A 26,882-nucleotide genomic window follows, 5' to 3' on the forward strand; every position below is an offset into this window, starting at 1 on the left:
GTTTACTTACCTTGGGCTTTAAGTCTGATGGCGTAATCGTTATTCATTTTGAACTGCGCCAACTGCCCAAAGTTACGCTCTTTCTCCACCAGATAGGGGATTTCGTTACTCCCCTGATTAACGACAAAGCCCAGCGCCGACCAGTTGCTGATCATGTCTTCTTTCGAAAAAATGCCGCGTTGATATTCAACATTCTGTCCGGCCGGGATAACGGGCTGCCCGTCAATCTGGCTGACATAAGCGTCCAGCACCTGATCTTGCGGGTGAGTGGCGCCAGTCATGACATTGAACGGGCTTTGTGGCGGCCACCAGTACACATAATAGGTCGGCGGCAGTTCAATTCCGGAACCATCGGAAAGTTGGTTGATATTGATATCGGAAATATTCGGGGTCTGAACCGTGCATTCCTGAAAGTCGGCCATCCACGGGATTGCCATGCGTTTGGTCAAGTCCCCCGGTTCACAACCAATTTTCTTGCCATCAGCATCTGGGGCGGTTTCATTACGGCTTTGAATCGACAGGCCATATTCCCGATAGTGTGCCTGCATATCGGTTTGCCCCGAATTGGCATGGGCCAGCATGATATGGAAAGGCGCATCATAGAGATTGGCACTGCGCATGCTCCAGGTCACTTCGATGCCTGGTGAGAAGGGCCCGCCGACACAGTTGCTGATATCTGCCAGCGCCAGTTGGGTTTGCGGAGCCTCTTCGGCCGCATGATGGAGCTGATGATAGTATTTCTGCACCGAGCGATGGGACGTGCTGCCGCTTGAGCGGGCTGTCGTAAAGTTACCCTTCGCCCATTGGTAGAGAAAGAAGTACTGGGTGGCGGTGAGGGTCAGGAATTTATAAATGGGGCCAAAATTGGTGACGGAGTTATCACCGGAATTGAGCGGCATCATCGGCTGACCGTCGCGCTCAAGCTGGGCCGGACCGAATTCCATGTCGGCGTAATGGCTGTCGTAGTCTGCGGGCAAGAGCGGAACGCGGAAGTATTTGAAGTAGGCCATGCGCAGTTCACGGTTCGCGTCACTGCTATCACGCATGTCAAAAGACGGCCTGGCAAACTCATCCATGGTGGGAACGTTGGCGACCCATTTGTAGCGGGACAGGGCATCCAGAATCGGCTGAATATGGGCGTCGAAGTTGATTTTGAACGTGGGATTGAAGCCGTACAACGGACAATATTTTCCGATCTCGGCAAAATAATCGGCCGAGTTTTGCGCCGTGTGCTGCTCCGAATCAAACAGGCTCGGATCTGCCCCCATCTGGCGAACGGCTACATCGTACAAGGTATCGGCGAGGGTGATGACGTTGACCACCTCGGGCACATACTTCGGACTGCCAACGATCAGCCATGCCGGCTCAGGTGTGATTTTACTGCCATCGCGCAGGGTGATTTGCGCACAGACAAAACCGTCGGAGATATCATCCCAATACCCGGAGGCACCCCGAAATGAAGATATTTCTCCTGACCCCGTCACCTTGCCAAAACCACCCAGTGCCACAAGATTGCCGCTGCTGTCGGTTTTCAGCTCGCCCAATACATCAATTTGCTCTCCACCCGAACCCACGGGCGGGAACGAACCTTTTGAATAATCGCTCGGGATGTTATAGCGCGAGAATTGAATGTTTTGCCCGGCCCCGGAAATACTGCGCGGACCCGGGTCAATAATCAGTTGCTGACGCGCCACGGGGTCGGTGACATTGGAGTTGTTAACCGGAATATGTTGGGCTTCATAACTGTTGTCTGGACCAAACTCCAGATTGCCCTGCAACTCGGAAAACGTGTACCAGATCGGCTTCTTGTTAGCGATATGGACAGTCCACTCAATGGAACTGATTTCTTCACTGTCAAGTGTGACTGGTTGCGGGCTAGTACCATCAGTGCGGACAATCTGAAACTTGGCAGCCTGGCGCTTGATACGACCAACACTGTCTTTGAAGGCATTGACGAACCTGGGCTTGCCGTTATCCAGTTGCAGATTGCCCTGTGCGTCACATTCAAGGGGTAAGCCCCCGGTGGCTTGTGGCGATAAATAAAACTCTGTGGGGCTGTTACCAAGACGGGCAACACCAATCTTTGGAAAAATCTCGTAAGTCGAACTCATCCGAACCGCCCCTCCGTTGGGCACTTGCGCGATACATGCTCTGGTGCTGAATACCGATAATGGCATTACGGCATCAGATTATTGGTGCTCTTTTGAGTTCGTCAAGTTGAGATCAGAAAAAAATGGGTGACAGATAGCCGGCCAATTGTAAAAAGCGCTCTGCGGCACGGCTCAGGCTGGTTTGGGTTTTTATAAATAACTTGGAAAATCAGTTGTCTGGCGCGGGTGTTATGCGAGGGATTGAAGCGACGGTTCTTTGGCTCCTCGTCACTTCTGAAACACCCACTCACATTTAAGCCACTTTTGTTCACTTAAATGCCGCCTGCTCCTGTAGGAGCGACCTTGGTCGCGAAGACGGCGGTACATTCGCAGCTGTTGCTGTGACCTTACCGGCCTCTTCGCTACCAAGGTAGCTCCCACAGAGATGTATAGCGTTTAACTTAAGCCCAATCCTGCTTGGCTTGAACCATTGCTGCAGCCCGAACGGGCGGCGCACGCCCGCAAAATCAGTAAACCCCGCCCCCACTGCTCGGCGCAGGCCCGTCCTTGAATGCCGCCGCCAGGGTCTGCAACCCCCGCATCAGCACGGTCGTATCCACCCCTACTGCTACAAACTTTGCTCCGAGCTCAATGTACCGCCGTGCCAGCTTCTGGTCGGCGCTGAGAATCCCTGCCGCCTTGCCGGTCTGACCGATCCGCACAATCGCATCCTCGATCGCCGCCTGCACCTCAGGATGCCCGGGATTACCCCGATGCCCCATGGCCGCACTCAGGTCCGCCGGGCCAATAAACACCCCGTCGACCCCCTCTACCGCGACAATCTCGTCCAGCCGCGCCAGACCCTCCAGATTCTCGATCTGTACCAGCAGGCACATCTGCTCGTCGGCCTTATCCAGGTAACCGTCAATCGTGTTCCAGCGCGAAGCCCGCGCCAGTGCGCTGCCCACCCCGCGTATTCCGTTGGGCGGATAGTGAATCGCGCGCACCAGCTCACGGGCCTGCTCGGCACTTTCGACCATTGGCACCAGCAGCGTCTGCACACCAATATCGAGAACCTGTTTGATCAGCGCTGTATCACCGATCACCGGACGAATCACCGCCTGGCCAGGGTAGGGCGCCACCGCTTGCAGCTGACCGAGCAGACCCCGCAGATCATTGGGCGCGTGCTCACCGTCGATCAGTAGCCAGTCGAAACCGGCATTGGCCGCCAGCTCGGCGCAATACGGGTCGGCCAGACCCAGCCACAGACCGATTTGCGCCTCGCCCGATTGCAGGCGCTGCTTGAAGGTATTGATAGGCATATCCATGGGGGGGCTCCTGGGTAGGAGCGACTTTGGCCGCGAAGTCTGCCCGACATAATGAATGTGATGCCTGGCGTGGTCTTTTCGCTGCTAAAGCAGCTCCTACAGCATTTCAAAGGGGGTTACACGAAACGGCAGGCAATGCTGCCCAACTGGTCGTAATCGACGTGGAAGGTGTCGCCCGGCCTGGCGGCGACCGGTCGGGTGAAGGAGCCACCCAGAATGATCTGCCCAGCCTGCAGGGTGACGTCATACGGCGCCAGTTTGTTGGCCAGCCACGCCACGCCTTTGGCTGGATGATTGAGCACGGCAGCCGAAACCCCGGACTCTTCGATTACGCCATTGCGGTAAAGCACCGCTGGCACCCGGCGCAGGTCGATGTCGGTAGGGCGTACCGGCTTGCCGCCCATGACCACGCCGGCATTGGCGGCGTTGTCGGAAATGGTGTCGAACACCTTGCGGGTGACCTGGGTCTGCGGGTCGACCTGCTGGATGCGGGCATCGATGATTTCCAGCGCCGGAACCACCCACTCAGTGGCATCGAGCACATCGAAGATCGTCACGTTCGGGCCTTTGAGCGGCTTGCCGAGGATGAACGCCAGCTCCACCTCCACGCGCGGCACGATGAAGCGATTGAACGGGATGTCGGTGCCTTCGTCGAAAAACATGTCATCGAGCAGCGCGCCGTAGTCCGGTTCGGTGATGTTCGACGACACCTGCATGGCGCGGGAGGTCAGGCCGATCTTGTGGCCGACCAGCTTGCGCCCGTCGCGGATCTTGCGGGCGACCCAGGCACGTTGGATGGCGTAGGCGTCTTCGATGCTGATGTCCGGGTATTGCAGAGAGAACTGGCCAACCTGCTCGCGGGAGCGTTCGGCCTGGTCGAGCCGCTCGGCGGCTTGCTGGATGAGGGTAGGGGCAAGCATGGAAAGCTCCTTATTGCGGATTGACGATAGCGGCCGGGGTACGCAACACCAGCAGGCCGCCCAGGGCGATGAGCAGCGCCAGCACATAAAGGGCCAGGCTGGCGCTGTGAGTGGTGTCGCGCATCCAGCCGATCAGGTAGGGCGCGAGAAACGAGGCAATGCTGCCAAACGAGCTGATCAGGCCGATGCCGGCGGCGATGGCGCGCAGCGAGAGAAAGGCCGGCGGCAATTGCCAGAACATCGGCAGTGCGGCGCTGGCACCCATGCCGGCGATGATCAGCCCGGCCATGACCGGCACCGCGCTGGCTGGCGTGACGCCGGTCACGGCAATGCCAAGCGCGCACATCAGCAGCGGCACGCACAGGTGCCAGCGGCGTTCACGATGGCGGTCTGACGAGCGTCCGCAGGCGAGCATGAACAGCACACCGGCCAGGTAAGGAATCGCACTGAGCAGGCCGACCATGCTGTCGCGGCCAATGCCGGCGCCGTGAATCAGGGTCGGCATCCAGAATGCCAGGGTATTGACCGCCAGCATCACGGCAAAGTAGATCGCCACCAGCAGCCATACGTGAGCATCACGCAGGATCCCGGCGAACGAGGTGATGGTTTTGCGCTGCTCTTCGGCGGCCAGTTCTTCGCCCAGGCGTTGCTTCTGCGCAGCGCTGAGCCAGCCGACCTGGCTGAAATGCTCCGGCAGCACCCGCCAGACCAGCAAGCCGAGCAATACCACCGGCGAGCCCTCCAGGACAAACATCCACTGCCAGCCGCGCAGCCCGCCGGTGCCGTTGAACCACTCCAGGATGGCCCCGGACAGCGGGCCGCCAATCACTCCGGCCATCGGTACCGCAATCGCAAACAACGCGGTGATCTGCGCACGGCGGCGTGCCGGGTACCAGCGGTTGAGGTAGACCAGAATGCCCGGAAAGAACCCGGCCTCGGCCACCCCCAGCAAAAAGCGCAGGGTGTAGAAGCCGCTTGGGCTCTGGACCAGAAACATACCGGCAGACAACAGCCCCCAGACCACCATCAGGCAGGCGATCCAGCGGCGTGGCCCGACCCGTTCCAGTGCCAGGTTGCTGGGCACCCCGAACAGCGCATAGGCGACGAAGAACAGCCCGGCACCCAGGCCATAGACGGTGTCGCTGAAGTGCAGGTCGGCACTCATTTGCATCTTGGCAAAACCAATGTTGATGCGGTCCAGGTGGGCGAACAGGTAGCACACCAGCAACAGCGGCATCAGCCGCCAGGTGACGGTGCGGTGCGTGGCGTCGCTGAGGTTGTGCTCAGCAGCGGCGCTTGCGGCAGAGTGGGTTGCGCTCATGGTCTTGTACTTTTTGTTGGTTGAGACGACACGGCTGGGTTCTTTGGCGGCAGTCAGGTGCTCTTGTTGAACAAGGGGTGCAGGCTGCTGTGCTTGCCGTCATAGACCTGGTTGTGGCTTTCATCGACCTGCAGGGTGATGCCCACCGGGCGTTGATCGAGGATCGGCTGCAGACGCTGGCGCAGCACGCTCAGCAGGTTGTCACCGACCGCTTTGTGCACCGCAGCGCTTCGACCGCTGCCCATGCGCAGGTTGGCGTATAAAAAGCCATAGTTGCCCTGGCCGTCAGCCACCGCGCTGTGCGCCGCCGGATAGGCCAGCACCCGGGTGCCGCCGGTGGGGAACACCGCCTTGCCGGTTTCATCGCGTTGTTCAAGCATGCTGTCGGCCAGCGCACGGCACAGGCCGGGAATATCGGCTTGGTGTTCCAGGTCGGCGGTGTAGAGCAGGACCAGATGGGGCATGAGGATGTGTTCCTGAATAGGGTTGCAACGCTGTGGGAGCGCCCGGGCGGCGATCGGTTTTGGTCGCGAATTTTCCAGGCGCCATGAATGCTGCGTCTGGAATGGCCCTTTCCCGGCTAAAGCCGGTCCTACGGCCGGTCCTGCAGCCGATCCTGCAACCAGTGCCGCAACCGGTTTTACAGCCGGCTCGTGGACGCCACCGCCGCCGGATTGGCGGCCTGGGCCGGTGGAATCGCCGAGCCATCCTGCGGCGTGACCGGGAACAGCGCGTTGATCTGCCCGGTGCCCGAGGAGCCGAAGTAGGGCGTCAGCACTTCCGCTTTGCCGTCATAGTCCGACCAGCCCAGCGCACCAAGCAGCATCGCGGTGTCATGCATGAAGCCTTCGCCGTGACCCTTGGCTGCGTATTCGGGGAGCATGCCGCAGAACTCCGGCCACTCGGCGTTTTCCCACATCTTCACCACGCGGTGGTCGAGGGTTTCCAGGAACGGGCTCCAGACTTTGGTGGCAAAGTCCGGCGCCTGGCCGTTCTGGGCGAAGCGGTGTGACAGCGAGCCGCTGGCCAGGAACGCCACGGTGCCGTCGTAGTGATCCTCGACCGCTTTGCGCATGGCCCAGCCCAGCCGTGCGCTGTCGTTGAGGTAATGCGAGGTGCACAGCGCCGAGACCGAAATCACCTTGAAGTGCTGGTCCTGGTTCATGTAACGCATCGGCACCAGGGTGCCGTATTCCGGCCCCAGAGTCGTGGCGTGGTGGGCCATGGTCTCGACGTTGAAGCGGTTGCACTCTTGCGCGAGCAGCTTGCCCAGTTCGGTGTTGCCGGGGAATTCGTACTCCATGTTGCTGATGAAGTGCGGCAGTTCATTGCTGGTGTACACGCCTTTGAAATGCGGCCCGCACAGCACGTGATAATTGGCATTGACCAGCCAGTGGGTGTCGAACACCACGATGGTGTCGACGCCCAGTTCGCGGCAGCGTCGGCTGATCTCGTGATGCCCGTCGATCGCCGCCTGACGAAAGCCCTGGCGCGGGCCGGGCAGCTCCGACAGGTACATCGACGGAACGTGAGTGATCTTGGCAGCCAGAGCAAGTTTGCCCATGGTGGTTCTCCCGGTTTTTATTGTTAATTGAGCGCCAACCGGCAAGCTACAAGCCAGAAGCGTTACGCTCTTTCTTGCAGCTTGTCGCTTCAAGCTTGCAGCTGCCTTATACCCCCCAGCGCGGGATGTGGTGGCTGCCCATTGAAATACACACGTTCTTGATTTCAGCAAATACTTCAAAGCTGTACTGGCCGCCTTCACGGCCGGTGCCTGAACCCTTCACGCCGCCGAATGGCTGGCGCAGGTCGCGCACGTTCTGGCTGTTGATGAACACCATGCCAGCTTCGATGCCTTGTGCCAGGCGGTGAGCCTTGCCGATGTCCTGGGTCCAGATGTACGAGGCCAGGCCGTACTCGGTGTCGTTGGCCAGTTGCAGAGCCTCGGCTTCGTCCTTGAACGGGATCAGGCACACCACCGGGCCGAAGATCTCTTCCTGGGCAATGCGCATCTTGTTGTTCACGTCGGCGAACACGGTGGGCTGAATGAACTGCCCCTTGGCCAGGTGCGCAGGCAGGTTGGCCGGACGCTCCAGGCCACCGGCCAGCAGGGTGGCGCCTTCTTCGATGCCGATCCTGATGTAGCCGGTGACTTTGTCGTAGTGCGCCTGGGTGATCATCGAGCCGACTTGAGTCTTCGGATCAGTTGGATCACCGACAATCAGCCGTTTGGCGCGGGCCGCGAATTCAGCAACGAACTGCGGGTAGACGCTTTGCTGAATGAAGATCCGGCTGCCGGCGGTGCAGCGTTCGCCGTTGAGCGAGAAGATGGTGAACAGCGCCGCATCCAGGGCGCGGTCCAGATCGGCGTCTTCGAAAATCAGTACCGGCGACTTGCCGCCCAGCTCCATGGAGTATTTTTTCAGGCCGGCGGTCTGCATGATCTTGCGCCCGGTGGCGGTGCCGCCGGTGAACGAGATGGCACGTACGTCCGGGTGGCGAACCAGTGCGTCGCCAGCGGTTGCGCCATAGCCCTGGATCACGTTGAGCACGCCGTTGGGAATGCCGGCTTCAACGGCCAGACGGCCCAGTTCGTTGGCGGTCAGCGGTGACAGCTCGGACATTTTCAGAACCGCAGTGTTGCCCAGCGCCAGGCACGGCGCGGTTTTCCAGGTCGCGGTCATGAACGGCACGTTCCACGGCGACACCAGGCCACAGACACCCACCGGCTGGTACAGGGTGTAGTTGAGCATCTGGTCGTCCACCGGGTAGGTGTGGCCGTCCATGCGGGTGCAGACTTCGGCAAAGAAATCGAAGTTATGCGAGGCGCGGGGGATCAACACGTTCTTGGTCTGATGGATCGGCAGACCGGTGTCCAGGGTCTCCAGTTCGGCCAGCTTCGGCACGTTCTGGTCGATCAGCTCGCCGAGCTTGCGCATCAGCCGGGCGCGTTCTTTGGCCGGCGTGTTGGCCCACTTAGGGAAGGCTTCCTTGGCCGCAGCTACCGCCTGGGCGACTTCCTCGGCGCCGCCGCTGGCAACTTCGCCGATGGCTTCGCCGGTGGCCGGGTTGTAGTTGACGAATACGTCTTTGCTTTCGACCTCACGGCCATTGATCCAGTGTTTGATCATGCTGCTCACGCCTTATTGTTCTTGAAGAAATCAGCTTCGCTGACGATTCGGTTGACCAGCCGGCCGACGCCTTCGACTTCCACCACCACCTCATCGCCCGGCAGCACATCGGCCAGGCCCTCGGGCGTGCCGGTGGCGATCATGTCGCCCGGCTGCAGGGTCATGAAGCTGGACAGGTATTCGATCAGGTAAGGGATATCGAAAATCATGTCAGCGGTGGTGCCTTCCTGCTTCAGCTCGCCGTTGATCCAGGTCCGCAGCTTGAGGTTGCTTGCGTCTGGCACATCGGCTACGTCGACGATGTACGGCCCGACCGGGGTGGTGGCGTCGCGGTTCTTGACCCGCAGGTTGGGCCGGTAGTAGTTCTCCAGGTAATCGCGGATCGCATAGTCGTTGCACACCGTGTAACCGGCCAGATACTGCAAGGCGTCTTCACGCTTGACGTTACGTGCCGGCTTGCCGATTACCGCCACCAGCTCACACTCGTAGTGCATGTAGGCGACGTTGTCCGGGCGCCAGCTGATTTGCCGGTGGCCGGTGTAGGTGCCCGGCGACTTGACGAAGGCCAGTGGCTCGGTGGGCGGCGCGAAGGCCAGTTCTGCGGCGTGATCGGCGTAGTTCAGGCCCAGCGCGAACATGTTGCCGGTGGCCGGTGGCAGCCACTGCACCTGGTCCTCAACCAGCACGCGGCCATCGGCCAGACGCACACTCAGACTGGTGTCATCGCCGACTTCGACCTGCACGTTGTGGACCTGGCCTTCAAAGCCAATGCGAGCGTGTTTCATGGGCGTGGCTCCTGTTCGGCGACGATGCTGTTGCTCAGTCGGCCCAGGCCGCTGATCTGCACCTCGACACGGTCACCGGGCACGACATCGACGCGGCCTTCCGGGGTGCCGGTGATCAACACATCGCCTTCGTGCAGGGTCATGAACTCGCTGATTTCGGCGATCAGTTGCGGGACATTGCGCACCCAGTTGGCGGTGCTGTTTTGCTGGCGCAGTTCGCCGTTGACGAACAGTTCCAGGGTCAGTTGGCCGGCGTCCGCCACCTGCGCGGCAGGCACCAGTTCAGGGCCCAACGCGCAGAAACCATCGCGGCACTTGGCCTTGACCGCCGGACGGTAATAGCTGTCTTCGGGCAGGCTGAACTCATTGACGATCAGGTAACCGGACACATGCGCCAGGGCATTCTCAAGGCTGACCCGGCTGGCCGACTTGCCGATCACCACACCCAGCGCGGGGCCGGCCTGCAGGCGTTCGCCGCGCGGCTGGATGACCTGGCCTTGATGGCTGTTGCGGGTATTGGGGGTCTTGATGAACAGCACCGGTTTGACGGGCGGCTGCTTGTAAGGCGCTTGCTCGAATTCGGCGAGACGCTGCTCCAGCAGACCCTGATAGTTCAGCGCAACGCCGAGCAGGGTGCCATGGGCGACGTCGTGCAGGGCACGGGTCATGTTGTTCTCCTGGCAGTGATCGGGCAGCGGCTGCCAGATCGTTTACTTGTTAATGTATTAACTTTATAAGTTAAGATGTTAATGATCGTCAAGTGCCAGGCACTGGTATGCGTCGCGCAAAAGGCGGAGCATGGCTGCAGGCGCACTGACGCTGGAAAACAACAACGAGAATGATCAGATGAACGATCGACAGCCGATCCCCAACATCAACATCGGTCAGGTCTATGACCAGCGCTACAGCGATGCCGAGGTGCATTACGACAAGCTGGGCAACCTGGCGGGCTTCTTCGGCCGTAACATGCCGGTGCATCGGCATGACCGTTTCTTTCAGGTGCATTACGTCAACAGCGGCAGCGTGCGGGTGTATCTGGATGACCAGCAATACGTCGAGTCCGGCCCGATGTTCTTCCTGACTCCGCCGACCATCGCGCATTCGTTCGTCACCGAACCCGACAGTGACGGCCACGTCCTGACCGTGCGTCAGCAGCTTGTCTGGAACCTGATCGAGGCAGACCCCAGCCTGGCACCGGGGCCGCAACTGCCGGCCGCTTGCGTGGCGCTGTCGCAACTGGGGCCGGCGTTCGCCGCAGAGATTCGCCGCCTTGAATTTCTGTTCGAGGAACTGCGTGAGGAAATCAACGACCGGCGTGCCGGACGCGGCACCGCGCTGGACAGCCTGACCCAGTTGATTATGACCAGCCTGCTGCGGCTGTGTGCCCGTTCGCTGCAAGCGCGGCCTGCACGTCATGAAGACCTGCAGATTTTCCACCGTTTCAACGAACTGATCGAAAGCCATTATCTGGAGCACTGGGCGTTGCCGCGTTATGCCAGTGGCATTGGCGTGACCGAGGCGCGGCTCAATGATGTTTGCCGGCGCATCGCCGACCTGCCGTCCAAGCGGCTGATTCTTGAGCGGCTGATGCAGGAGGCGCGGCGCCTGCTGTTGTTCACTGGCCTGTCGGCCGTTGAGATCTGCTACCGGCTGGGCTTCAAGGACCCGGCGTACTTCAGCCGCTTTTTCCTGCGCTATGCCGGGATGAGCCCCGGCGAGTACCGGCACAGCCAGGCGCACGCTCATGATCGATCTCCTGCGCAGGGGTGAAAATGTGGGAACAAGCTCGCTCGCGAAGGCGGCATTACGCCCGGTGATCTATCCCTGAATGCGACAAGCGTGGTGTCTGGCGCTGATGATGGGCGCGCCGGCCCTTGCGGAAAATGCCTTTTCGCCGGTTGCGCTGGTACTTTTCAAAGCGGCGCTACTTGCCAGCGGATCAGGCAAGAAATCCAGCGTAATGAGCTACCCGGTTTGCCCAGGCTCTGGGTAAATAACCTGTCTATAGTTTTCCAGCCAGGCTCTGCTGCGCGGAGTGCTGGCCATGAATATTAAAAAGCAGTTCACCCACCGGGATTAGCGCCATGCAGTTGAATATCAACGACAAGACCTATGAGGTCGAGGCCGAGGCGGGCACCCCGTTGCTCTGGCTGATTCGCGACGACATCGGACTGACCGGCACCAAGTACGGCTGTGGCCTGGCGCAATGCGGCGCCTGTGCGGTCATGGTCGACGGCATGCTGGTGCGCTCCTGCGTCACGCCGGTCGAGGGTGTGGTCGGTCGCAAGATTCGCACCATCGAAGCGATAGAAGACGACGAGCTCGGTCAGCGGGTTGTCGCTGCCTGGGTCAAGCATCAGGTGGCGCAGTGCGGTTATTGCCAGTCCGGCCAGGTCATGGCTGCCACCGCGTTGCTCAAACGCTCGCCCAATCCGTCGCCAGAGGAGGTCAGTGCGGCAATGACCCACCTGTGCCGGTGCGGAACCTACAACGCAATCCAGGCGGCGATTGCTGATCTTTCCAGCGGACCTGCTTGAACCCGCGCGTTTTCGACCTCATTCGATGGAAGAACAAAACATGGCAAGGCACAACCGACCTACCGGCGGCGACGGTCAATTTCCGTTGGCAGAACCGGTCAATATCTCGCGGCGTGGCTTTCTTCTGGCCTCGGCAGGTCTTGGCGCTGGCGCGCTGGTGATTGGCTTCGGCCTGCCGCTCAGGGAGGCGCGTGCCGCTCAAGGCCCGGCGGCAATGGCGCCCGGTGCACGGGTGCCGGCGTTTCTGGAAATTCGTCCGGACAACAGCATCCACTTCAAGAGCCCCTTCGCGGAGGGCGGGCAGGGGATTTTCACCGGCCTGGCGCAAATCGTCGGTGAAGAGCTGGACGCCGACCCGCAGCGCTTTGTCGTGGCAATGGCCCCGCCCGGTGGCGACTACAAGGTCATGGACATAGGCGCACGTTTTACCGGCGGCAGCATGTCGGTGCGGTCGAGCTACACCACCATGCGCAGGCTCGGCGCCGCTGCACGCCTGATGCTGCTGGAGGCCGCCGCCGAACAGTGGTCGGTGCCGGTGGCGCAACTGACCACCGAGCCTGGCCGGGTCATCCACCAGGCATCCGGCCGCTCGGCAAGCTACGGCGAATTGGCCGGTGCCGCGCTGGACCGGCCGGTTCCCGACCCTGAGCGAGTGCAACTCAAAGACCCGCAGCAGTTCCGCTGGATCGGCAAGCCGGTGGCGCGCCTGGACGTGCGCGACAAGTCCACAGGCAAGGCGGTGTATACCATCGACTGCCGGGTCGATGACATGCTGCAGGCGGCTATCCAGCACGCGCCGCGGCTCGGCCTGGAAGTACAGCAAGTGCGCAACCAGGCGCAGGTCCAGGCGCTGCCCGGTGTCCATTCGGTGCATGTGCTGCCCGGCGCCGTCGCGGTCGTCGCGCAGCGCTGGTGGACTGCCAAACGGGCCGTCGAAGCGCTGCAGGTCGAGTGGCGAGAGCCGCAAGACAATACCGCCATGCGCTACATGCCGGCGGACTTTTCCAGCGCGGCGTACCTCAAGCAGCTCAAGGACGATCGCGACCCCGGTCAAGACAGTGAGGTCGAGGGTGATCCGGTCAAGGCCTTTGCCGGTCCCGGCAAGACCGTGAGTGCCACTTATCATACCCAGAACCTGCACCACGCCCAGCTGGAGCCGCCCTCGGCGCTGGCGCGTTTCAACGCTGACGGCGGGCTTGAGGTGTGGCTGCCTAACCAGGCCCCGGATCTGTTTCTGGCCGAGATCGTCAAATTGACGGGCCTTGAGCCGTCGCGCATCACCCTGCATTCACCGTTGCTGGGCGGTTTCTTCGGTCGGCACTTTATCTACCCGAGTGCTTCGCCTTACCCGCAGGCGATCTTGCTCGCGCAAGCGGTCGGGCGTCCGGTCAAGGTGATCTGGAGCCGTGAGCAGGAGTTCTTGCGTGACCCGTTGCGACCGATGTCAGTGGTGCATCTGCGCGGTCACGTCAACGCCGAGGGATTGCCGGTCGCGCTTGAGGCAATCACCGTCACTGAAGGGCCGACCGAAGGCATCGCCAACAAACGCGGTGAGAAAATCGACCCCACGGCTGTGGAAGGGCTGACCGGCAAGCAATACCGCATCCCTGACCGGCGCATTGCCCAGCGTTACCGCAAAACGCCGCTGTCGCTGGCCTACTGGCGTTCGGTGGGCAACTCGATCAATGACTTTGTCTACGAAGCCTTTCTCGATGAACTGGCCGATGCCGGCAAGCAAGACCCCTTTGAATTGCGGCTGCGGCTGTTGCAGGGCAATCAGCGGCTGACCCACTTGCTCAACGCGGTGGCCAGCCTGGCCGGCGGCTGGAAGCGCGGCCCGTTTACCGCAGAAGATGGCAGCCGGCGGGCGAGGGGGGTTGCCATGGCCTCGCCGTTCGGCACCGAGGTGGCGGTGATTGCCGAGGTATCGATTCACAACGGCCAGATCAAGGTGCACGACATCTGGCAGGCGATCGATCCGGGCAGCATCGTCAACCCGGCAATTATTGAGGCGCAGGTCAACTCCGCGGTGGCGCTCGGGCTGTCGCAGACCCTGATCGAAGAAGCGCAATACGAAGAGGGCCAGCCGCTGGCGCGTAATTACGACCTGTATCGGATCTTGCCGCTGAGCATGATGGCCAGGGTGCATGTCACGGTGATCGAGAGCGGCGCCAAGATGGGCGGGATCGGCGAGCCGCCGTTGCCGGCCGTGGCACCGGCAGTGGCCAATGCCGTCGCCAGATTGACCGGGCAGCCGATTCGCAGCATGCCCCTGTCGCACTATCGCTTCGACACCTGAGCAAGGAATCAGCCGTTGAACAGAACAACACGCTATCTGCTGGTGGTCGGTGTCGCGGTGGCTGCGGGCCTGGCCTGGTTTGTCACCCGCACACCCCATTCGCCGCTGGACAACCAGACGCCGGCAGCGGCCACGCCTGAACTGATCCAGCGCGGCGAATACGTCGCCCGGCTCGGCGACTGTGTGGCCTGCCACAGCACGCCCAAGGGCGCGCCGTTTGCCGGCGGCTATGAAATGGCCACGCCCATGGGCTCGATCTTCACCACTAACATCACCCCCGACCCGCAGACCGGGATTGGCCGCTACAGCCTGGCCGACTTCGACCGGGCGGTACGCTCCGGGGTGGCCGCCGACGGGCATCGCCTGTACCCGGCGATGCCGTATCCGTCGTATGCCAAGTACAGCGATGAAGACATTCGCGCGCTCTATGCCTTCTTCATGCATGGGGTAAAGCCGGTACAGCAGGCCAATCAGCCGGGCAAGATTGCCTGGCCGCTGAACATACGCTGGCCCATCGCACTGTGGAACGCCATGTTTGCCCCGCAAGGCGCCTATCAGGACAAAGCCGGCCAGGATGCGCTGTGGAATCGCGGCGCCTATATCGTTCAGGGGCCGGGCCACTGCGGCAGTTGCCACACGCCACGCGGGCTGGCCATGAACGAGCAGGGCATGGATGAAAGCAGCCCGCGGTACCTCAGTGGTGCGTTGCTCGATGGCTGGTATGCACCGAGCCTGCGCCAGGACCCTAACACTGGACTGGGGCGCTGGAGCGAAGGCGAGATTGTCCAGTACCTGCAAAACGGCCGGAACGTTCACAGCGTGGTCACCGGGACCATGACCGAGGCCTTCAACAACTCGACCCAGTACATGACCGACCACGACCTGGCCGGTATTGCCCGCTACCTGGCGTCATTACCCGGCGACCCGCAACGCGACGGGCCGGCCTGGGACCCGGCGCGCGCCCAGGCCTTGACCGCCAGTGACATGCAAAAACCGGGGGCGGCCAATTACGTGGCCAAGTGCAGTTCCTGCCACGGCATCGACGGTCGCGGTCAGGGGCAGTGGATGCCGCCGCTGGCCGGTGCGTCGTCATCGATGGCCAAACACAGCGCCACCAGCATCAACGTGGCCTTGAATGGCTCGGACCGGGTCGTGGCGCAGGGCATGCCCGATGCCTATCGCATGCCGCCTTATCGCAATCAACTGAACGATCAGGAAATGGCTGACGTCTTGACCTTCATCCGCAGCAGCTGGGGCAATCAGGGTGGGCCGGTGACGCCTGCCGAGGTGGCTGAACTGCGCGAGCGAACCCGCGCGGCGAGCAGCAATCCGATCATTCTGCAGATGCGCTGATCACGGCCGAGCAAGGAGATCGAAGATGGAAAGCGTTGACCTGCTGGTACTGCGCACCGCTTCAGGCTGGCTGGCTGAAGGGCGGCGGGTGCTGCTGGCCACAGTGGTCAGGACCTGGGGTTCATCGCCGCGCCCGGTGGGCTCGATGATGGCGTTGCGTGATGACGGTCGCACCGCTGGCAGCGTCTCGGGTGGCTGTATCGAGGATGACCTGATTCATCGTTACAGCGCCGCCTTCAGCACTCAACCGATGCCCGTTGGCGCACCCCAAGTGGTGCGCTACGGGGTCAGTGCTGATGAGGCGCATCGTTTCGGTTTGCCGTGCGGCGGCACCCTTGAACTGGTGTTGGAATTCGAGCCTGACCAAGCGTCACTGGCGCACCTGCTGGCCGCGCTGGATGACGGCGTATTGATGCGCCGCACGCTGGGCATGGCCACGGGTGATGTCACGCTGGTGCCTGCCAACCAACCCGAAGCCTTGCAGTTCGATGGCGCGACCCTGATCAATACCCTGGGGCCGGCGTACCGGATGCTGCTGATCGGCGCCGGGGCACTGGCCGAGTACCTGGCGACCATGGCCTTGTTCAGTGGTTTTCGGGTCACGGTCTGCGACCCGCGTCATGAATATCGGGCCGGCTGGTCGGTGGCCGGAGCTGAACTGGTGACCGGCATGCCGGATGACGAGGTGCTGGCCTTCAGACCGGATGTGCGCAGTTGCGTCATCGGCCTGACCCATGACCCGAAGCTCGACGACCTGGCGCTGCTGGCCGCGCTGGACAGCCCGGCCTTTTACGTTGGTGCCATCGGTTCGCGGCGCAACGACCGCAGCCGTCGTGATCGACTGATCGAGCATTTCGGCCAGAGCGAAGCCTCGTTGCAACGCTTGCATGGCCCGGTCGGCATCTTCATCGGCAGCAAGACCCCGGCAGAAATCGCCGTGAGCATCATGGCCCAGGTACTGGCGATCAAGAACGGCGTACGCCTGCCTGACACGCTGTCGGTGGCGCACGGCAAGCAGCAACTGGAACGCAATACGACCGACGCGGCCTGAGCCTTCCGGCAGGCCGATCGGGGGTTCGGGATCGGTCAATCGTTTACTTGTTAACCAGTCGTCGGCTATAGTCCTCGGCCATCATCCGAACCCTCCCACCGCCGGTCCTGCACCGGCTATTGTGTAGACCATGCCCAGCCCCAGACCCTCTCTGACCCTTACCCTGCTGCAGGCCCGTGAAGCAGCGATGGCGTTCTTTCGTCCGTCATTGAACGAACATGGCCTGACCGAACAACAATGGCGGGTCATTCGCATCCTCAACCAGCAGGGTGAAATGGAGAGCTACCAACTGGCCGAGCAGGCCTGCATCCTCAAGCCGAGCATGACCGGCGTGCTGGCGCGCCTGGAGCGCGACGGCATTGTACGGCGCAGCAAACCGGCCCATGACCAGCGACGCATGCTGGTCAGCCTGACCGAGCAGGGCCAGCAGTGCTTCGTCTCGATGAGCGAAGACATGGAGCGCAATTACCAGCGCATCCAGGCGCAGTTTGGCGAAGACAAGATGCAGCAACTGCTGGAGCTGCTGCGCGAACTCAAACGCATTGAGCCGTGATTCATAAGGGTAACCTTGGAGGGGTAATGCTGATCCGTTAAGGACAACGCGGTTCCTGTGGGAGCTAGCTTGCTAGCGAAAGCGGCTGCACATTCGCAGCAGATGCTGTGACTTTGCCGGCCTCTTCGTCGGAATGCCGCCCAGACCAAGGTCGCTCCCACAAAGGCAGATAGCGCTTATCCGAACAGTAATGGCTCTAGCCGGGAAGCCTTCGCGGATAAATCCGCTCCTACGGCGCCCGTCATCCGCACACGCCGTTGTGCAAGCACACAACAACGCGGCCATACCGTGGTGCAAACCGCCAAAGAGTTTTTGTTGACGCACCCCTATGATCAACGGGCTGCCCATAACAACAACATCCTTCAAGGACTCCACACCATGTCCAACTCGCCGACTCGCGAGGCTGACGACGTGCAAGGCAATCTTGTCTACCGTCGCATCACCCTGCGTCTGATCCCCTTCATTTTCATCTGCTACCTGTTCAACTACCTGGACCGCGTCAACGTCGGTTTCGCCAAGCTGCAGATGCTCGACGCCCTGAAGTTCAGCGAAACGGTCTACGGCCTGGGCGCCGGGATCTTCTTTATCGGTTACGTGCTGTGCGGCCTGCCCAGCAACCTGGCCTTGAACCGCTTCGGGCCGCGGCGCTGGATCGGCCTGATGATGATCACCTGGGGCACGTTCTCGACCTGCCTGCTGTTTGTCACCACGCCGATGGAATTTTATGTGCTGCGCTTTCTGACCGGCATGGCCGAAGCCGGCTTCTTCCCCGGTATCGTGCTGTACCTGTCGCGCTGGTACCCCAACCAGCGGCGCGGTCGGATCATGGCGCTGTTCATGTCGGCGATTCCGGTGTCCGGCCTGCTTGGCGGGCCGTTCTCCGGCTGGATCCTCAACCACTTCGCCCATGGCCAGGGCGGCCTGGATGGCTGGCAGTGGATGTTTCTGATCCAGGGCCTGCCGACCGTGTTGCTCGGCCTGCTGGCCTTCAAGCTGCTGTGCGACAAGGTCGAAGACGCCCGTTGGTTGAGCGCCGAACAACAGCAACGGGTCAGGAGTGATGTGGCCAATGACGAGTTGAACCGCCCGAAACAGGCCAGTTCGTCGCTGGCCAGCGTGCTGACCATGCCGCTGATCTGGACCCTCGGCTTTATCTACTTCTGCATCCAGAGCGGGGTGTATGCCATCAACTTCTGGCTGCCCTCGATCATCAAGAACCTGGGCTTCAGCGATGCGCTGGTGATCGGCTGGATCAGTGCGATCCCTTACCTGCTGGCCGGGGTGTTCATGCTGTTGGTGGGGCGTTCGGCCGACTTGCGCAACGAGCGGCGCTGGCACCTGGTGGTGCCGATGCTGATGGGCGCGGCGGGGCTGATGATTGCCGCCAACTTCGCCAGTGTGCCGGTGATCGCCATTGCCGGCCTGTGCATTGCCACCATGGGCGCGCTGACCGGTCTGCCGATGTTCTGGCCGTTGCCGACCGCGTTGCTCAGCGCCAGCGTGGCCGCCGGCGGCCTGGCCTTGATCAACTCCATCGGCCAGATGGCCGGGTTTCTCAGCCCTTATCTGGTGGGCTGGATCAAGGATCAGACCGGTTCGACCACCGCCGCGCTGTATGCGCTGGCGGCGTTGACCATTGTCGGCAGCCTGGTGGCGCTGCGTCTGAGCCGGCCTGCCTCGGTTCCGGCAACGGCGGCCGCCTGACCCGCGTTACCAGCGATAGCTCAGGGTACTGACCAACTGGCGTTCGTCACCGTAGCGGCAGATGGCGAACTCGCAATAGGTGTAGCGCTTGTTGGTCAGGTTGTTGGCGTTGAGCGCGACTTCCCAGTGTGGGTCGATCTCGTAGCTGGCCCGCGCATCGAACAGGGTGTAGGCCGGCATGCCTGACGGGACGCCCGAAGCCTGGGTGCTGCCCTTGTAACGGGCGCCGCCGCCGATGCGCAGATTGGGGATACCCAGCGCGTGCAGGCGGTAGTCGGCCCACAGCGCGGCCTGGTGATACGGGCTGTCTTCGCTGCGCTGGCCGATTTCTGCGGCCACGTTACTCTTGGTGATGCGTGCATCGATGTAGGCGTATGAGGCGATCAGGCTCAGGTTCGGCACAGGTTCAGTGCGTGCTTCGAGTTCCAGGCCACGGGAACGCACTTCACCGGTCTGCACCGAGAAATTGATGTCGGTGCGGTCCTGGGTCAGGACATTCTGTTGGGTCAGTTCATAGACCGCTGCGCTGAGCAGAGTGTTGCTGCCCTCGGGCTGATAACGGATACCGACTTCGTACTGCTTGCCTTCGGTAGGCACGAACGCCACGCCGTCACGGTCAGTGCCGGCCACCGGGAAGAATGACTCGCTGTAGCTCAGGTACGGTGCCAGGCCATTGTCGGCCTTGTACACCAGGCCCACACGCCAGGTGGTGGATTCATCGCTCTGGCTGCTGTGGCTCTGGTTGCGAAACAGTTTGGTGCTCTGGTCGGCCCAGTCATGCCGCCCCCCGAGCAGCAGAACCCAGCGCTCGTCGAACTTGATCTGGTCCTGCCAGTAAATGCCTTTTTGCAGGGTGTCTATTTGCGAGCCACGATCGGTTGCCGGGTTGCGGTTAACCACCACCGGCTGGCCGTATTGCGGGTTATTGAGGTTCAGCGACGGCGCATTGCCACGGAAGTTGTGTGAGTCATAGCTGCTGTCATAGGCGTCGAAACCCAGTAGCAAGGTGTGCTGCCAGTTGCCGAACTGCCACTGGCTTTGCACATTGGTATCGCTGGCCAGCACGCGCGAACGTTCGCGGCGGTCGCTGTACTGGCGGCCGAGAGTCCCGGTATTGAGGGCATTGGCCAGTGTCGCTGTGTTGACTTGCAGATAACGCCAGGTCACGTCAGCTTCGTAGTAGCGCAGCTTGTGGCTGACTTTGGTGTGTTCATCGAAGCGGTGGTCGAACTCATAGCCGAGCGCCGACATATTGCCATCCATGCGGTCGTAATCCGGCTCACCGATAAAATCGTGGCGGCCGATGGCGAACGGGCTGTCACCCACGCCCTTGGTCAATTGCCAGGGCAGTGGCGCCGAGAAACCCGTTGCGGTTTTCTGATAGAACGACAGCAGTGTCAGCGAGGTGTCTTCGGTCGGTTGCCAGGTCAGGGCCGGCGCAATGTAGAACTTGTCATTGTCGATATGATCGGCGCTGGTCTGGCTGTCGCGCTCCAGCACGGTCAGCCGGTAACTGAGGGTGTCGCTGTCGCCCAAGGGACCGGTGAAGTCGCCGGACAACTGCTTGCGGTCATGCTCACCGAGCTGCGCGTTGACTTCATTCCAGGAGGTCTGGCTGGGGCGCTTGCTGACTGCGTTGATCAGCCCGCCCGGCGACAACTGACCGTAGAGCACCGAGGCGGCGCCGCGAACCACTTCGGCGCGTTCCAGGCCGTAGGGTTCCTGCACGCCATCGTAAGAGTTGTTCTGCAAACGCAGGCCGTCGCGCAGCGATCCACCGGTGGCTGACTCAACGTCAAAGCCGCGAATCCGGAATCGGTCGGCGGTGCGGTTGAAGCTGGTGGGCTGGCTGGTAAAACCGGGGGTGAGGTCCAGACTCTGCGAAAGCGTCTCCGCTTGCCGGTCACGAATCTCATCGCTGGTGGCCACCGACAGTGACTGCGGGGTTTCGGTAATGGGCGTGTCGGTCTTGGTCGCGCTCAGGTTGCGTTTGGCCACGTAGCCCTGTACGTGGCCGGTGGCGGTTTGTTCGGTCGTGGCGCCAATCGCGGTGGGCGCCAGCTCCAGGCTGTCGCCGGCCTGCAGCGCCGGGGTCAGCAGATAGCCGTTGGCACCACGCAGCGCCTGGTAGCCGCTGCCCTGCAGAATCCGTGCAAAGCCTTCATCGACCCCATAGCTGCCTTGCAGGCCCTGGCTTTGCACACCGGCGACTGTTTGCGGGTTGAACATCAACGCCACGCCGCTGTGCTGAGCGAAGCGGCTCAACACCTGGGCCAGCTCACCAGCAGCGATGTTGTAAGACTGAGCCTGCTGCTGAGCGTGTGCAAACGGGACGCCCAGGCCGAGCAACGCGCTGCTGGCCAGGCTGATGGTCAGCGCCAGAGGCGCCAGGCGGCAGGGGAAGGTCTGGGGCGTGTCCAGCGGCATGGAAGGCAGTCCTGTCTTGTGGGTTGTCCTTCCTTGACGCAGGGCGTGGGCAAACCGGAACCGGCGCAGAATTTATTTTGCTGCCGAGGCCGCAATCCGTTCGACCTGCAACCACCAAGGCCCGTAAGGTTCGATACGCACCGGCAGCACATCGCTGATCAGGCGCATGGCCTGCTGCGGGTTATCCAGCGGCAGCACCGCCGAGACGCGCAGATCGGCCAGTTGCTGGCGGTCGAACTGCACATGGCCGCGATACTGGCGGGCCAGTTCATCAAGCACTTCAGGCAACGGCCGGTCATCCACCACCAGTTGATGGCGTTGCCAGGCAGCCGACAACGCCGCCGGGTCGATGCTGCTGAGCCGTTGCACCTGCTCGCGGGTGATTCGAACCTGCTCGCCGGCACTGACCTGGGTCTCTTCAGGCGCCAGCGCAGTGCGCGCAGCCACTTTGGATTCGAGCATGCTCAACAGCGTTGAGTCGTGTTCACGCTTGACCGTAAAGCGCGTGCCGAGGGCGCGCATACGCCCATCTTCGGTCACCACCGTGAAGGGGCGCTGGTGGTCACGGGCCACATCAATGAGGATTTCACCGCGCAGCAGTTTGATCTGTCGCTGGTTGTGGCTGAAGTCGATGTCCACCGCGCTGTTGCCGCTCATGACCAACCGTGAACCATCATCCAGAGTCAGCTGTTGCCACTGCGCCGGTGCACTGCGTTGATCGGCGAGCAGCACCGCAGGCGGATAGCTGCGCAGCAGCAGGGCCAGTGGCAAGGCCAGCAACAGCGCCCAGGTCGCGCCGCGCAGCGGCAAGCGTCGGCGCGCCACCGCGCCGGCATTCAGCGCCGCCCGGGCCGGTGCCTGCCTGGCGCGTAATGACTGCACGCCGCCAACGAAGGTCTGCAGCCGCTCGAAGGCCGCCGCATGCCGCGGGTCCTGGGCTTGCCAATGTTCGAACTGCTGGCGCTCGGCCTCGCCAAGCGGGCCTTCAGTGCAGCGGATGACCCAGTCGGCGGCCTGCTGCTCGATGTTTTGCAAAGGAGTCATGCCGGTTCAGACGTCCAGCGCATGATTGCAATGCACCAGCGCATTGAGCAGATGCTTGCGCACCATGCGCTCGCTGATGCCCAACTGGCTGGCTATCTCGGCCTGACGCCGGCCTTCGAGGAAATACAGCAGGAACACCTGCCGGGCGTTGTCATGCAGACCGTCGAGCACGAAAGTGATGTGCTCCAGCGATTCCAGGGTCAGCAGGATCTGCTCGGGGGATTGCTGGCAGTGCTCCAGCACATCGGCAGTCAACGCCAGCTCGCGCAGGTAGGCGTCCTCGATCTTGCGCCGCCGGGCGCGGTCGATCAGCAGATGACGCGCCGTGGTGGTCAGAAACGCCCGCGGCTCACGCAACCGCCCAAGACTTTCGCGCGAGCCCATGATGCGCACAAAGGTGTCATGCGACAGGTCGGCGGCATTGTGCGGGCAGCCAAGCTTCTTGCGCAGCCAGGCGAACAGCCAGCCATGGTGCTCGGTGTAGAGCTCATGCACGGCGTGCTTGAGAGGGAGTTCGCTGGCGGCCATTGCGAATGCATCTGTAGATAAGAATTATTCGCAAGGTTAAACCAGCCTATGGCCATCAGCAAGGCGGGAATGTTTTGAGCCGCCTTGCCGACATGATCACCAACAAGACGGCCATCAAGCCGGGCTATTCCACCGCCTCGTAAGGCAACCCCACATAATTCTCGGCAATGGTCTGCCGCCCGGCCTGCGAACCCACGTAGTAATCCAGCTCGGTCTGCTGGATACGCTGGCTGAAATCGTCGGTGTCTGGAAACTTGTGCAGCAGCGAGGTCATCCACCAGGAAAACCGTTCGGCTTTCCAGACCCGGCGCAGGCAGATTTGTGAATAGCGTTGCAGCAGGTCGGTGCGGCCCTCGCGGTAGACCTTGAGCAGGATGCGGTACAGGGTGCTGACATCGCTGGCCGCCAGGTTCAGCCCCTTGGCGCCGGTAGGCGGGACGATGTGTGCGGCATCGCCGAGCAAAAACAGCTGGCCGTACTGCATGGGTTCGGCGACGAAGCTGCGCAGCGGCGCGATGCTCTTCTCGATGGACGGGCCGGTGATCAGGCGTTCGGCCAGATGGTTGGGCAGGCGGGTTTTCAGCTCGTTCCAGAAGCGTTCGTCCGACCAGTCTTCGACCTTTTCCTCTGCCCCGACCTGCACGTAATAGCGGGTGCGGGTCGGTGAGCGCATGCTGCACAAGGCAAAACCACGCGGGTGGTTGGCGTAGACCAGTTCTTCGTTGACCGGCGGGGTGTCGGCCAGCACGCCGAGCCAGCCGAACGGGTAGACCCGCTCGAAGACCTTGAGGCTGTCGGCCGGGATTGACTGGCGGGATACGCCATGAAAACCGTCGCACCCGGCGATGTAATCGCAGTCGACCCGTTGGCTTTCGCCATTGCGGGTGAAGGTTACGTAGGGTCGGTCGGTCTTGAGGTCATGCAGTTGCACATCGTCGGCGTCGTATAGGGTGGTGCCGCCAGCGGCGTCGCGGGCCTGCATCAGGTCGCGGGTCACTTCGGTCTGGCCGTAGACCATCACGGTCTTGCCCTGGGTCAGGTGCTTGAGGTCGATGCGTTCGCAGCGGCCATCGAAGGCCAGTTCGAAGCCGTCGTGTACCAGCCCTTCTTCGTCCAGACGTGCGCCGACACCGGCTTCACGCAGCAGCTCAACCATGCCTTGTTCCAGCACGCCGGCACGAATGCGCGAGAGTATGTAGGCGGGGTCTTTGCGTTCGATGATGATGTTGGCAATGCCGGCACGTTGCAGCAGTTGGCCCAGCAACAGCCCGGACGGGCCTGAGCCGATGATCGCGACTTGGGTTTTCATTGTTGTTGTCCTGTCTTTGCGCCCTGCACACCAAGGGTCTGCGGGCTGTCGTTGTTGTTGTCTCCTGTATTTTTAATGGATGGATACCGCATAAGAAGGCACTATCCAGCGCATTATCTGGATTTTTCGAGGGTTATCTGAATGTCCGGCCGGCCTGGCAGCAACATCCCGGTGTTCAAGCTGTACGGCGAGACGGTCGTCTGGCCGACACCCGATCTGATCCATTGCGAATCGATTGCCGAGCGCAGCAGCCTGCACGACTGGGAAATCAAGCCGCACCGGCACAGTGATCTGGTGCAACTGCTGTATGTGCAGTCGGGGCGGGCGTTGCTCAAGGTTGAGGAGGTGGTACGTGAGGTCGAGGGGCCGGTGCTGCAGGTCGTGCCTGCCCTGAGCGTGCATACCTTTCGGTTCGCGGACACCATCCAGGGCCACATTCTGACCCTGGCGATGCCGCTGGTGGAGCAACTGGAGGCTGCGCTGGACGGTTTCAGGTTGGCCACCCCGCTTTGTCACGGGCCGGGTGACGATTCACCAGAGCTTGACCGGTTATTCAGCGCGATTGTCAGTGAGTACCATCAGGTCAGGGTCGGTCGCGAGCTGATGCTGCAGGCGCTGATCAATCAGTTGCTGGTGTGGTTATGCCGGCGCAGTGAGCAAAGTGGCGCAGGGCAGGCAGCGGGCTCCCCCGACCGGGGGCGTGAGCATTTGCAGCGTTTCATGCATCAACTCGAGGAGAGTTTTCGTCTGCACTGGTCAATCGAGGAGCATGCGCGGCGCCTGGGTATCAGTGCCGCGCACCTCAATGCACTGTGCCGGCGGCTGGCGGACCAGTCTGCGTTGCAGATCATCAACCAGCGCCTGCTACTCGAAGCCAGGCGTGGCCTGGTGTACACCACCATGACCATCAATCAGCTATCCGACAGCCTGGGGTTTTCGGAACCGGCGTATTTCACCCGGTTCTTCAAGCGTGCTGCCGGAGTCTCGCCCCGGCAGTTTCGCGATCAGCTCACCACCCGATAGCATGGCTCGTAGGCCGCGCCACCGGGCAGCTTCATGCGGTGCTGTTCGACGAACGCCTGCAGCAGTTTGTCCAGTGGCTGCATGATCGCCGGGTCGCCATGAATCTGATAGGGGCCGTGCTCTTCGATCAGGCGAATGCCTTTGTCCTTGACGTTACCCGAGACGATCCCGGAAAACGCCCGGCGCAAATTGGCCGCCAGTTCGTGCGGCGGCACGTCGTGGCTGAGCTTGAGCCTGGCCATGTTTTCGTGGGTCGGGTCGAACGGGTGCTGGAAGCTCTCGTCGATTTTCAGCAGCCAGTTGAAGTGGAACGCGTCGTTACGCTCGCGGCGGAACTGCTTGACCTCTTTCAGGGCCTGGGCCATCTGCCGGGCGACTTCGGCCGGATTGTCGATGATGATCTTGTAGTGCTTGCGCGCGGCTTCGCCAAGGGTGGCCTGGACGAAAGCATCCAGTTGATGCAGGTAGGCTTCAGCGCTTTTCGGGCCGGTGAGCAACACCGGGAAAGGCAGGTCCTGGTTGGCCGGATGCATGAGGATGCCCAGCAGGTACAGGAACTCTTCGGCCGTGCCGGCACCGCCGGGGAAGATGATGATGCCGTGGCCGACGCGCACGAAGGCTTCCAGGCGTTTTTCGATATCCGGCAGGATCACCAGTTCGTTGACGATCGGGTTCGGTGCTTCGGCTGCGATGATGCCCGGCTCGGTCAGGCCCAGGTAGCGGCCGCCGTGAATGCGCTGCTTGGCGTGGGCAATGGTGGCGCCTTTCATCGGGCCTTTCATCACGCCCGGACCGCAACCGGTGCAGATGTCCAGGCTGCGCAGGCCCAGCTCGTGGCCGACCTTCTTGGTGTACTTGTACTCATCGGTGTTGATCGAGTGGCCGCCCCAGCAGACCACCAGCTTCGGCTCGACGCCGGCACGCAGGGTGCGAGCGTTGCGCAGCAGGTGAAACACGTAGTCGGTAATGCCTTGCGAGGAGCTCAGGTCGATGCGCTGGCTGTCCAGTTCGCTTTCGGTATAGACGATATCGCGCAGGGCGCTGAACAGCATTTCACGGGTGCTGGCGATCATCTCACCATCAACGAAGGCATCCGCCGGGGCGTTGAGCAATTCAAGACGTACGCCGCGATCTTGCTGGTGAATACGGACTTCGAAGCTCTCGTAGGCTTCCAGAATGGTCTTGGCGTTGTCGACATGCGCGCCGGTATTGAGGATTGCCAGGGCGCACTGGCGAAACAGGCTATAAACGCTGCCGGAGCCGGCGGCGGAGAGTTGCTGGACTTCGCGCTGGGAGAGCGTTTCAAGGCTGCCCTTGGGGCTGACCGAGGCGTTGATCACTTGTCTTGGGAGCATTCTATTTTCCATTAGAGCGATGCCGCCGACACTGTGTCGGTGGCACCTTGATGGTGAACATCAGCGACGTTAACGCTTGAGGGCTATTCTTGCTGGCAGCCGCGCTGCAAAGCAAACCCTGCGC

At 61.7% G+C, this 26,882-nt stretch carries 22 protein-coding genes; 8 read left to right on the forward strand and 14 right to left on the reverse strand.

The features are described from left to right. Window positions 1-2: 2 nt before the first annotated feature. The 9 genes from NRB16_RS15140 to NRB16_RS15180 all read right to left on the reverse strand — a co-directional run bounded on the left by NRB16_RS15140 (window position 3) and on the right by NRB16_RS15180 (window position 10,243). Complete coding sequence (locus NRB16_RS15140) at window positions 3-2,111, reverse strand: LodA/GoxA family CTQ-dependent oxidase (RefSeq protein ID WP_257106435.1); 2,109 nt, start codon at window positions 2,109-2,111, stop codon at window positions 3-5. A gap of 506 nt (window positions 2,112-2,617) precedes the next feature. Beyond that, window positions 2,618-3,418, reverse strand: a complete 801-nt coding sequence (gene hpaI / locus NRB16_RS15145) for a 4-hydroxy-2-oxoheptanedioate aldolase (protein WP_045489278.1) — start codon at window positions 3,416-3,418, stop codon at window positions 2,618-2,620. A 116-nt stretch (window positions 3,419-3,534) separates the two neighbouring features. Continuing rightward, window positions 3,535-4,338, reverse strand: a complete 804-nt coding sequence (hpaH, locus tag NRB16_RS15150; protein WP_045489281.1) for a 2-oxo-hept-4-ene-1,7-dioate hydratase — start codon at window positions 4,336-4,338, stop codon at window positions 3,535-3,537. A 10-nt stretch (window positions 4,339-4,348) separates the two neighbouring features. Beyond that, complete coding sequence (locus NRB16_RS15155; RefSeq protein WP_257106436.1) at window positions 4,349-5,659, reverse strand: MFS transporter; 1,311 nt, start codon at window positions 5,657-5,659, stop codon at window positions 4,349-4,351. 53 nt (window positions 5,660-5,712) lie between these two features. Further along, a complete protein-coding gene (locus NRB16_RS15160) occupies window positions 5,713-6,123 on the reverse strand; it encodes a 5-carboxymethyl-2-hydroxymuconate Delta-isomerase (RefSeq protein WP_045489288.1) in 411 nt (136 codons plus the stop codon). 176 nt (window positions 6,124-6,299) lie between these two features. Further along, entirely contained in the window at window positions 6,300-7,223 is a 924-nt protein-coding gene (gene hpaD / locus NRB16_RS15165) for a 3,4-dihydroxyphenylacetate 2,3-dioxygenase (protein ID WP_257106437.1), read from the reverse strand. A gap of 106 nt (window positions 7,224-7,329) precedes the next feature. Further along, window positions 7,330-8,790, reverse strand: a complete 1,461-nt coding sequence (hpaE, locus tag NRB16_RS15170; protein ID WP_253115422.1) for a 5-carboxymethyl-2-hydroxymuconate semialdehyde dehydrogenase — start codon at window positions 8,788-8,790, stop codon at window positions 7,330-7,332. 5 nt (window positions 8,791-8,795) lie between these two features. Further along, window positions 8,796-9,575 (reverse strand): fumarylacetoacetate hydrolase family protein, encoded by a 780-nt coding sequence (locus tag NRB16_RS15175; protein WP_045489292.1) that lies wholly within the window; start codon window positions 9,573-9,575, stop codon window positions 8,796-8,798. Beyond that, window positions 9,572-10,243 carry a fumarylacetoacetate hydrolase family protein gene (locus NRB16_RS15180; RefSeq protein WP_045489293.1) on the reverse strand — a complete coding sequence of 224 codons (672 nt, stop codon included), beginning with the start codon at window positions 10,241-10,243 and terminating at the stop codon, window positions 9,572-9,574. Before NRB16_RS15180 ends, NRB16_RS15175 begins: the two co-directional genes overlap by 4 nt. Before the next feature lie 178 nt (window positions 10,244-10,421). On the opposite strand from NRB16_RS15180, the gene hpaA reads away from it, so the two are divergent. The 7 genes from hpaA to NRB16_RS15215 all read left to right on the forward strand — a co-directional run bounded on the left by hpaA (window position 10,422) and on the right by NRB16_RS15215 (window position 19,072). Then, entirely contained in the window at window positions 10,422-11,345 is a 924-nt protein-coding gene (hpaA, locus tag NRB16_RS15185) for a 4-hydroxyphenylacetate catabolism regulatory protein HpaA (protein WP_253140220.1), read from the forward strand. A gap of 314 nt (window positions 11,346-11,659) precedes the next feature. Beyond that, on the forward strand, window positions 11,660-12,112 hold the full coding sequence (locus NRB16_RS15190; RefSeq protein WP_045489296.1) for a (2Fe-2S)-binding protein: 453 nt from the start codon (window positions 11,660-11,662) through the stop codon (window positions 12,110-12,112). A gap of 40 nt (window positions 12,113-12,152) precedes the next feature. Further along, window positions 12,153-14,411, forward strand: coding sequence for a molybdopterin cofactor-binding domain-containing protein (locus tag NRB16_RS15195; protein ID WP_257106438.1), 2,259 nt, complete (start codon window positions 12,153-12,155; stop codon window positions 14,409-14,411). Window positions 14,412-14,426: 15 nt separating this feature from the next. Further along, window positions 14,427-15,764 (forward strand): cytochrome c, encoded by a 1,338-nt coding sequence (locus NRB16_RS15200; RefSeq protein ID WP_045489299.1) that lies wholly within the window; start codon window positions 14,427-14,429, stop codon window positions 15,762-15,764. Window positions 15,765-15,789: 25 nt separating this feature from the next. Further along, the gene (locus NRB16_RS15205; protein ID WP_257106439.1) at window positions 15,790-16,815 is read left to right on the forward strand and encodes an XdhC family protein; all 1,026 of its coding nucleotides are present in this window, start codon (window positions 15,790-15,792) and stop codon (window positions 16,813-16,815) included. 130 nt (window positions 16,816-16,945) lie between these two features. Beyond that, the gene (gene hpaR, locus NRB16_RS15210) at window positions 16,946-17,368 is read left to right on the forward strand and encodes a homoprotocatechuate degradation operon regulator HpaR (protein WP_045489305.1); all 423 of its coding nucleotides are present in this window, start codon (window positions 16,946-16,948) and stop codon (window positions 17,366-17,368) included. A 378-nt stretch (window positions 17,369-17,746) separates the two neighbouring features. Beyond that, entirely contained in the window at window positions 17,747-19,072 is a 1,326-nt protein-coding gene (locus tag NRB16_RS15215; RefSeq protein ID WP_257106440.1) for an MFS transporter, read from the forward strand. A gap of 6 nt (window positions 19,073-19,078) precedes the next feature. Here NRB16_RS15215 and NRB16_RS15220 read toward each other — a convergent pair whose 3' ends face one another. From NRB16_RS15220 to pobA, 4 genes are all read right to left on the reverse strand, one after another. Continuing rightward, entirely contained in the window at window positions 19,079-21,499 is a 2,421-nt protein-coding gene (locus NRB16_RS15220; protein WP_257106441.1) for a TonB-dependent siderophore receptor, read from the reverse strand. Window positions 21,500-21,571: 72 nt separating this feature from the next. Beyond that, complete coding sequence (locus tag NRB16_RS15225; RefSeq protein ID WP_257106442.1) at window positions 21,572-22,543, reverse strand: FecR domain-containing protein; 972 nt, start codon at window positions 22,541-22,543, stop codon at window positions 21,572-21,574. Between the two features lie 6 nt (window positions 22,544-22,549). Continuing rightward, on the reverse strand, window positions 22,550-23,071 hold the full coding sequence (locus tag NRB16_RS15230) for a sigma-70 family RNA polymerase sigma factor (protein ID WP_257106443.1): 522 nt from the start codon (window positions 23,069-23,071) through the stop codon (window positions 22,550-22,552). 124 nt (window positions 23,072-23,195) lie between these two features. Next, window positions 23,196-24,380 carry a 4-hydroxybenzoate 3-monooxygenase gene (pobA, locus tag NRB16_RS15235; protein ID WP_257106444.1) on the reverse strand — a complete coding sequence of 395 codons (1,185 nt, stop codon included), beginning with the start codon at window positions 24,378-24,380 and terminating at the stop codon, window positions 23,196-23,198. Between the two features lie 141 nt (window positions 24,381-24,521). Here pobA and NRB16_RS15240 point away from each other — a divergent pair, with 141 nt between their 5' ends. Then, window positions 24,522-25,403 carry a helix-turn-helix domain-containing protein gene (locus NRB16_RS15240; RefSeq protein WP_045489319.1) on the forward strand — a complete coding sequence of 294 codons (882 nt, stop codon included), beginning with the start codon at window positions 24,522-24,524 and terminating at the stop codon, window positions 25,401-25,403. Here the strand turns inward: NRB16_RS15240 and ppnN are convergent. After that, window positions 25,385-26,758, reverse strand: a complete 1,374-nt coding sequence (gene ppnN, locus NRB16_RS15245; RefSeq protein WP_253115401.1) for a nucleotide 5'-monophosphate nucleosidase PpnN — start codon at window positions 26,756-26,758, stop codon at window positions 25,385-25,387. The genes NRB16_RS15240 and ppnN overlap by 19 nt on opposite strands. Between the last annotated feature and the right edge of the window lie 124 nt (window positions 26,759-26,882).

The sequence above is a fragment of the Pseudomonas sp. LJDD11 genome (assembly GCF_024584215.1).
In the GTDB taxonomy this organism is placed as follows: Bacteria; Pseudomonadota; Gammaproteobacteria; order Pseudomonadales; family Pseudomonadaceae; genus Aquipseudomonas.